This window comes from Pseudomonas sp. CBZ-4, from assembly GCF_000346755.1.
Taxonomy (GTDB): Bacteria; Pseudomonadota; Gammaproteobacteria; order Pseudomonadales; family Pseudomonadaceae; genus Aquipseudomonas.
The window spans coordinates 20,412-27,647 of sequence record NZ_ANNV01000119.1 but is presented as its reverse complement, the minus strand read 5'-3'; the positions used below and the strand labels follow the sequence as shown (position 1 = coordinate 27,647).

General features: G+C 63.1%; 4 protein-coding genes. 1 reads left to right on the top strand and 3 read right to left on the bottom strand.

The annotated features are described in order from the left end of the window. Positions 1-131: 131 nt before the first annotated feature. From B348_RS0116260 to B348_RS0116250, 3 genes are read right to left on the bottom strand one after another with little or no spacing between them, the layout of a single operon-like run. Positions 132-3,263: a CusA/CzcA family heavy metal efflux RND transporter gene (locus B348_RS0116260; protein WP_017737132.1), complete on the bottom strand. Its 3,132-nt coding sequence runs from the start codon at positions 3,261-3,263 to the stop codon at positions 132-134. 18 nt (positions 3,264-3,281) lie between these two features. Continuing rightward, positions 3,282-4,388, bottom strand: a complete 1,107-nt coding sequence (locus tag B348_RS0116255; RefSeq protein ID WP_017737131.1) for an efflux RND transporter periplasmic adaptor subunit — start codon at positions 4,386-4,388, stop codon at positions 3,282-3,284. 18 nt (positions 4,389-4,406) lie between these two features. Next, positions 4,407-5,618, bottom strand: a complete 1,212-nt coding sequence (locus B348_RS0116250; RefSeq protein WP_026136825.1) for a TolC family protein — start codon at positions 5,616-5,618, stop codon at positions 4,407-4,409. A gap of 242 nt (positions 5,619-5,860) precedes the next feature. Between B348_RS0116250 and B348_RS0116245 the strand changes: the two genes are divergently transcribed. Then, complete coding sequence (locus B348_RS0116245) at positions 5,861-7,231, top strand: gluconate:H+ symporter (RefSeq protein ID WP_026136824.1); 1,371 nt, start codon at positions 5,861-5,863, stop codon at positions 7,229-7,231. The last annotated feature ends 5 nt before the right edge of the window (positions 7,232-7,236 follow it).

Here is a 7,236-nt window from a genome sequence, read left to right as displayed (position 1 = left end):
GTGGGAGCTGTCGAGCTTTAGCGAGGCTGCGAAAGCGGTGGGTCTGGCAACAGGGATGTTGTCTGTTCCGCCGTCTTCGCAGGCAAGCCAGCTCCCACATTTGATTGCATTTCAAAGAGGCTGTGCGGTGTTCATTCAGCTTCCTCCTTGCGATGCGCCCACTGATACAGCGCTGGCAGCACCAGCAGGGTCAGTAACGTCGACGAGATAATCCCGCCGATCACCACCGTTGCCAGCGGCCGCTGGACCTCGGCGCCGGTGCCGGTGGCGAGCGCCATGGGGATAAAGCCGAGGGACGCCACCAGCGCGGTCATCAGCACCGGGCGCAAGCGGGTCAGGGCGCCTTCGTGGATGGCCACCGACAACGAGCGCCCTTCTTCGCGCAGGTTGCGGATGAACGCAATCATCACCAGCCCGTTGAGTACCGCCACGCCAGACAGGGCGATAAATCCCACGCCCGCCGAGATCGACAGCGGAATATCCCGCAGCCACAGCGCCATGATCCCACCGGTCAACGCGAACGGAATCCCGGTAAACACCAGCAGCCCATCCTTGAGGTTGTTGAACATCATGAACAACAGCCCGAACACCAGCAGCAGCGCTACCGGCACCACGATGCGCAAGCGCTCGGAGGCTTCCTTCAGCTGTTCGAACTGGCCGCCCCAGGTGGTCCAGTAACCGGCCGGCACCTTCACCTTCTCGAGGATTGCCGTCTCGGCTTCGTCCACAAACGAGCCAATATCCCGCCCACGTACGTTGGCACTGACGATCACCAAACGCTTGCCGTTTTCACGACTGATCTGGTTGGGGCCAAGCACCAGGTCCAGGCTGGCCACCTGGGACAATGCGATAAAACCCAACTGCCCCGCCGCATTGCCTGGCACCGGGATCAATAGCCGCGACAACCCGTCGATATCGGTGCGCAGCGCGTCGGACAAACGCACAACCATGTCATAACGCCGGTCACCTTCGTACAGCGTTCCGGCCTGGCGCCCACCGACCGCGACGGCAATGGTGTCCTGCACATCACCCACATTCAGGCCAAAACGCGCGGCCTTGTCGCGGTCGATATTGATGGTCAGCACCGGCAGGCCGGAGGTCTGTTCCACTTTGACTTCCGAGGCGCCCTCGAGGCCCTTGAGGGTTTCGGCGATTTCTTCAGCGGTCTTGTTGAGCACCGCCATGTCATCCCCGAACACCTTCACCGCCACATCACTGCGCACTCCGGAAATCAGCTCGTTGAAGCGCAGCTGGATCGGTTGCGACAGTTCGTACGCACTGCCCGGCACAATCGCACTGGCCCGTTGGATATCGGCGATCAGGCTGTCCCGGGACTTGTTTGGATCCGGCCATTGCTCCTTCGGTTTAAGCATCACGTAGCTGTCGGAAATATTCGGCGGCATCGGGTCGGAAGCAATCTCCGCGGTGCCGGTACGGGCAAACACCCGCAGGATTTCCGGGACCTGGGCCATCAGGGTGGTTTCCAACTGTTGTTGCATCTGCACCGACTGCGTCAGGCTGGTGCCGGGCACCCGCAGGGCTTGCTGGGCGAAATCACCTTCGCTGAGGCTGGGAATAAACTCGCTGCCCATGCGGCTGGCGACCACGCCCGAGGCGATGATGGCCAGCAGCGCCAGGCCGAACACCAGCGGCCGGCGCGCCATGACCCCGTCCAGCACCGGCGCATAGACACGGCGCGCGGTGCGCATCACCAGGTTTTCTTCTTCCTTGACCTTGCCGGTGACAAACAACGCAATCGCCGCCGGCACAAAGGTGACCGACAGAATCATCGCACCCAACAAGGCGATCACCACCGTAAAGGCCATGGGGTGGAACATCTTCCCGGCCACGCCGGTGAGGGCGAAGATCGGCAGGTACACCACCATGATGATCAACTGCCCGAAGATCAGCGCCCGCCGCGCTTCCTTGGCGGCGGCAAACACTTCGTGCAGGCGCTCGCTGCGGGTCAACAGACGCCCATGGCGTTGCTGTGCGTGGGCCAGGCGGCGGATGGCGTTCTCGACAATCACCACCGCGCCGTCGACGATGATGCCGAAATCCAGCGCGCCAAGGCTCATCAGGTTGGCGCTGACCTTGTTGGTAAACATGCCGGTAAAAGTGAATAGCATCGCCAGGGGAATCACCATCGCGGTGATCAACGCCGCGCGGATATTGCCGAGAAACAGGAACAGCACCGCCACCACCAGCAACGCGCCTTCGAAGAGGTTTTTCTTCACGGTGGCGATGGCTTTTTCGACGAGGTTGGTGCGGTCATACACGGTGATCGCAACCACGCCTGCGGGCAGCGAACGGTTGATCTCTTCAAGTTTTTTCGCCACTGCCTGGGACACGCTGCGGCTGTTTTCACCGATCAGCATGAAGACGGTGCCCAGTACCACCTCACGGCCGTTTTCGGTGGCCGCGCCGGTACGCATCTCACGGCCGATGTCGACTTGGGCGACGTTACGCACACGAATCGGCGTGCCATCCGCCGTGGTGATGACGATATTGGCGATGTCGTCGATGGACGCCACCTGCCCCGGTGCGCGGATCAACAATTGTTCGCCGCTGCGCTCGATGTAACCGGCGCCGACGTTGGCGTTGTTGCGCTCCAGCGCGGTGACCAGGTCGTTCAATGTCAGGTTGTAGGCCGCCAGCCGCTTGGGGTCCGGGGCGATCTGGTATTCCTTGGCGAAGCCGCCGATGGTATTGATCTCGGCCACGCCGGGGACGTTGCGCAGTTGCGGCTTGATGATCCAGTCCTGGATCACCCGCAGGTCGGTCGGCGTGTAGGGTGTGCCGTCGTCCTTGAGTGCGCCGTCCTCGGCCTCGACGGTCCATAGGAATATTTCCCCAAGCCCGGTGGAAATCGGCCCCATCGCCGTTTCAATGCCGCTGGGCAATTGTTCCCGCGCCACTTGCAGGCGCTCGTTGACCAGTTGGCGGGCGAAGAACAGGTCGGTACCGTCCTTGAAGATCACCGTCACCTGGGACAACCCCGAGCGCGACAGCGAACGGGTCTGCTGCAAGCCCGGCAAACCGGCCATGGCGGTTTCGATGGGAAAGGTCACGCGCTGTTCGGTTTCCAGCGGCGAAAAGCCCGCCGCCGCCGAGTTGATCTGCACCTGCACGTTGGTGATGTCGGGCACCGCGTCGATCGGCAGTTTCTGATAGCTGGCGAGGCCGACACCGGCCATCAACAGCACTGCCAGCAGCACGATGATGCGCTGCTCGATGGCGAATTGGATAAGGCGCTCAAACATGGGGAATCACTCGCAGGATCAATGGGCGTGCTCGGCCGAGCCTTTGCCCAGTTCGGACTTGAGGATGAAGCTGCCAACCGTCGCCACTTGCGCGCCGGCTTCCAGGCCTTTTCGCACTTCGACGTAGCCGTTTTCGCTCACGCCTAACTCAAGGTGACGGGTGACAAAGCCATGCTCGGTGCGCTCGAACACCGAGGGTTTGTCCTCGACGGTCTGGATCGCTTCCTGGGGCACGCTGACCTTGGCCTGGAAGGTCTCGGTGGCCAGTTGCACGCTGACAAACAAGCCGGGGCGCCAGGCATCGTCGGGGTTGGGTACGCTGACGCGAACGGTGGCGGTGCGCGTCTGTTCGCCGAGCAGGTTGCCGACGTAGGCCACGGTGCCGCTGACTTCAGTGCCCATTTCGGTGGAGCTGACTTTCACCGGCTTGCCGACGCGTACCTTGTTCAAGTCCTTGGGAAACACGCCAAAGGTGACCCACACCTGGGACAGGTCCGAGAGGGTAAAGGCGTTGCTGGTTTCGCTGACCACTTCGCCGACGCCGAGGTGCTTTTCCACCACCACACCGGCAAACGGCGCACGCAGTTCGTAGCGATTTCCACCGGCCAGCACGGCACTGCCGCTCAAGGCTTTCATCTTTTGCCGGGCGTTGTTCAGGGCGATTTCGGCTTCTTGCAGGGTTTGCCGCGCCAGCAGGTAATCCTGCTCGGCGGAGATTTTGTCCTGCCACAATTGGCGCTCGCGCTGGAAGGTGGTGCGGGCCAGCTCGACCCGGCGCTCGCTGGCGGCCAGTTCGCTGCGCTGGTCGGAGATCTGCTGGCTGGCGATCACCGCCAACAGCTCACCTTTTTTCACCGCCTGGCCGAGGTTGACCTGCACCGATTCCACCACGCCCGCCGCACGCGGGACGATGTGCGAGGTGCGGTCTTCGTCGAAGCGCACCTCGGCCGGCAATGTCAGCAGCGCGCTGAGGGAACGTGGTTGCGCCTGGGCCAGTTGAATCCCGGCGGCCTGGATCTGCTGTTCGCTGAGTTCCAACTCGCCTTCTTCTTCATCGGCGTTGGCAAAACCCGAGAGCATCAGGCTCAAGGCGACGGCAAGCGCCACGCCATATTTGTTGTGCATAGAGGACTCCAGGAAAAATCAAAAGCGGGCGAGGTCGCCGTAGATCCGCTCGATGCGCACCCAGGCGTCGGTGGCCTGGGCGGTGGCAACGAGGTATTGGGTGCGCGCGGCGATCAGGGTGCGCTGGGCGTCGAGCACGTCGAGGAAGTTGAACTTGCCCATCTCGAAACCACGGGTGGCGCTGTCCACCGCGCTTTGCGCGGCGGGCAGGATCTGTTGGTTGAAGGCGCGCACTTCGCTGTTCGCGGTTTGCCACAGGTCCAGGGCCTGGCGGGTTTCGGTGCGCAGGCGCAGTTCGGTGGCGTTGCGCAGGTCGCGGGCCTGGTCGGCGCGGCGGCTGGCGGCGAGCACGTTGCCCTGGTTACGGTTGAACAGCGGCAGCGGCATCGACACACCCACCAGGTTCACCCGCTCACGCGCGCCGGCGTCGTATTGGCTGCCGATGGACACGTCGAGGTCGGGAATGCGCTGGGCTTTTTCCAGGCCGACGCTGGCTTCGCCTTGCAGGATTTGCAGCTCAGCCAGGCGCAATTCGGCGGTTTGTTCGAGGCGCGCCAGCAACTGGGCAGCGGGAAGCTGAGGCAGGCCTTGCGTGGCGACAGCCTGAAACTCGACTGTGGCGCTACCGGTGCTGGCGGCCAGGCGGCGATAGCCATCGGTGAGGCCCATTTGTGCGCGGTTGAGTTCCAGGCGAATTTCCGACAATTGCACCTGGGCGCGGGTGGCTTCCACGGGAGAGGTTTTGCCCGCTGTCACGCGACCGTTGGCAACCACCAATCCGCGCTCGGCCAAGGCCAGAGAACGTTGGGCCAGGTCGAGGCGCTCCTGGGCGCGCAGGGCGCTGTAGTAGCTGTCGATCACATCAGCACGCAGGGTGTTGCGGCGCTGTTCCAAGGTGAGTGCGGCGGCGTCCTGGGCGCGACTGGCCACATCGATGCGCGCACCGCGCTTGCCGCCCAGTTCCAGGGTCTGGCTCAGTTTGACGCCTGTGGTGCGCGTGTCGCGGCGGGTGTCTTCAGCATCCACGGACAGCACCGGGTTGGGGATCAGCCCGGCTTGCTGACGGCCGCCCTGGGCAATATCGATTTCCCACTGCGCAGCGGCCAGGTCGGGATTATTGGCGAAGGCGCTCTGCAACGCTGAATCAAGCGTAAGGGATTGCGCCTGGGCAGCGCTGGTGGCCACCCACAACAGCGTCGCCCCCACAAGGTTTCTAACGGAAATTGGCATATCAAGAGTTCCACGCCCATGAAGTACAAGCGGGTGGAATGTAGCGTTCGCGACTTATCAGGGCCGTGGAGCAAAGATTACAAATCCGACAGCAATGGCTCTGGACCGGGCATTGAAGGCAAGCGCCGCTGATCGCACCAAAACGGCACACCCGCACTGGGCCAGCGCGGTATCAGGTATGCTTTTCGAGCAGGAAACAAAAAGAAACAATTTTCCCAACCTGTTCGATAAGGAGTCCCGTCTTGGAGTTATCGACTGCCGCGTGGATGGTTCACGACACCCGCCTCATGCTCTGCGTATTGCTGGCCATCGCCAGCATCATCGTGCTGATCAGCGCGACCAAGTTGCCGCCGTTTCTGTCGATCCTGATCGGCACCTTTATCGCCGGCGTCGGCGCCGGGCTGCCGCCGGAAGACGTGGCCAAGGCGTTCAGCAAGGGCGCCGGGGCGATCCTCGGTGAAGCCGGGATCATCATTGCCCTGGGCTCGATGCTCGGCGCGCTGATGGCCGAATCCGGCGCGGCCGACCGTATCGCCACTACCCTGCTCGGGCTGGGCAAGGGCAAGGCGTTGCCGTGGGTGATGGCCTTGGTGGCCATGGTGATCGGCTTGCCGCTGTTCTTTGAAGTGGGCCTGGTGATGATGGTGCCGATCATCTTTGTGATGGCCAAGCGTTCGAACCAGCCACTGTTGAAGATCGCCATCCCGGCACTGGCGGGCATGACCACCCTGCACGCCCTGATGCCACCGCACCCGGGGCCGCTGATTGCGGTGGGTGCGCTGCACGCCGACCTGGGCCTGACCATGTTGCTGGGCTTTTGCCTGGCGGTGCCGGCGGTCATTCTGGCCGGGCCGATCTACGGCAACTGGCTGTCCAAGCGCCTGCACATCGATGAACCGGCCGACATCGGTGCGCTGTTCAGCGCCCCGCCCAAGGCACCGCGCCAGCCGAGCTTTGGGGTGTCGTTGCTGATCATCTTGTTGCCGGTGATCCTGATGCTCGGCAGCACCTTGGCCAAAGTCGCCATGACGCCGGAAAACCCAGTCGCGCTGACCTTGAAGTTCCTCGGCGAACCGCTGATCGCCCTCGGCCTGGCCGTGATCGCCGCCGTCATTTGCCTGGGCTGGGCCGCCGGCATGCCGCGTGCGGACGTCGGCAACACCCTGCGCAAAGCCCTCGCCCCCATCGCCGTACTGCTGCTGACCATCGGCGCCGGCGGCGGCCTCAAGCAAACGCTGTTGGATGCGGGCGTCAGCCAGACCATCAGCAAGGTCGCCGAAGGCGCCCACATGCCGTACCTGTTGCTGGCCTGGCTGATCGCCGTGGCCCTGCGCCAGGCCACCGGCTCGGCGACGGTTGCCACCACCACAACGGCGGGCATCCTTGCACCGATGATGGCGGGGTTGGCGGCGACGCAGAGTTCACTGGTGGCACTGGCGATTGGCGCGGGGTCGGTGTTCTTTTGCCACGTGAACGATGCTGGGTTCTGGATGGTGCGGGAGTATTTTGGGTTGCAGTTGAAGCAGACGATTTGGGTGTGGTCGGTACTACAAACCATCGTCTCTGTGGTCGGGCTGGTCGGTACATTGTTGCTCTGGCACTTCTTGACCTGAAGACG

Bases quoted from the DNA above. Each gene is read 5' to 3' on its own strand.
- B348_RS0116260 (WP_017737132.1), bottom strand. From the start codon at position 3,263: ATGTTTGAGCGCCTTATCCAATTCGCCATCGAGCAGCGCATCATCGTG.
- B348_RS0116255 (WP_017737131.1), bottom strand. From the start codon at position 4,388: ATGCACAACAAATATGGCGTGGCGCTTGCCGTCGCCTTGAGCCTGATG.
- B348_RS0116250 (WP_026136825.1), bottom strand. From the start codon at position 5,618: ATGCCAATTTCCGTTAGAAACCTTGTGGGGGCGACGCTGTTGTGGGTG.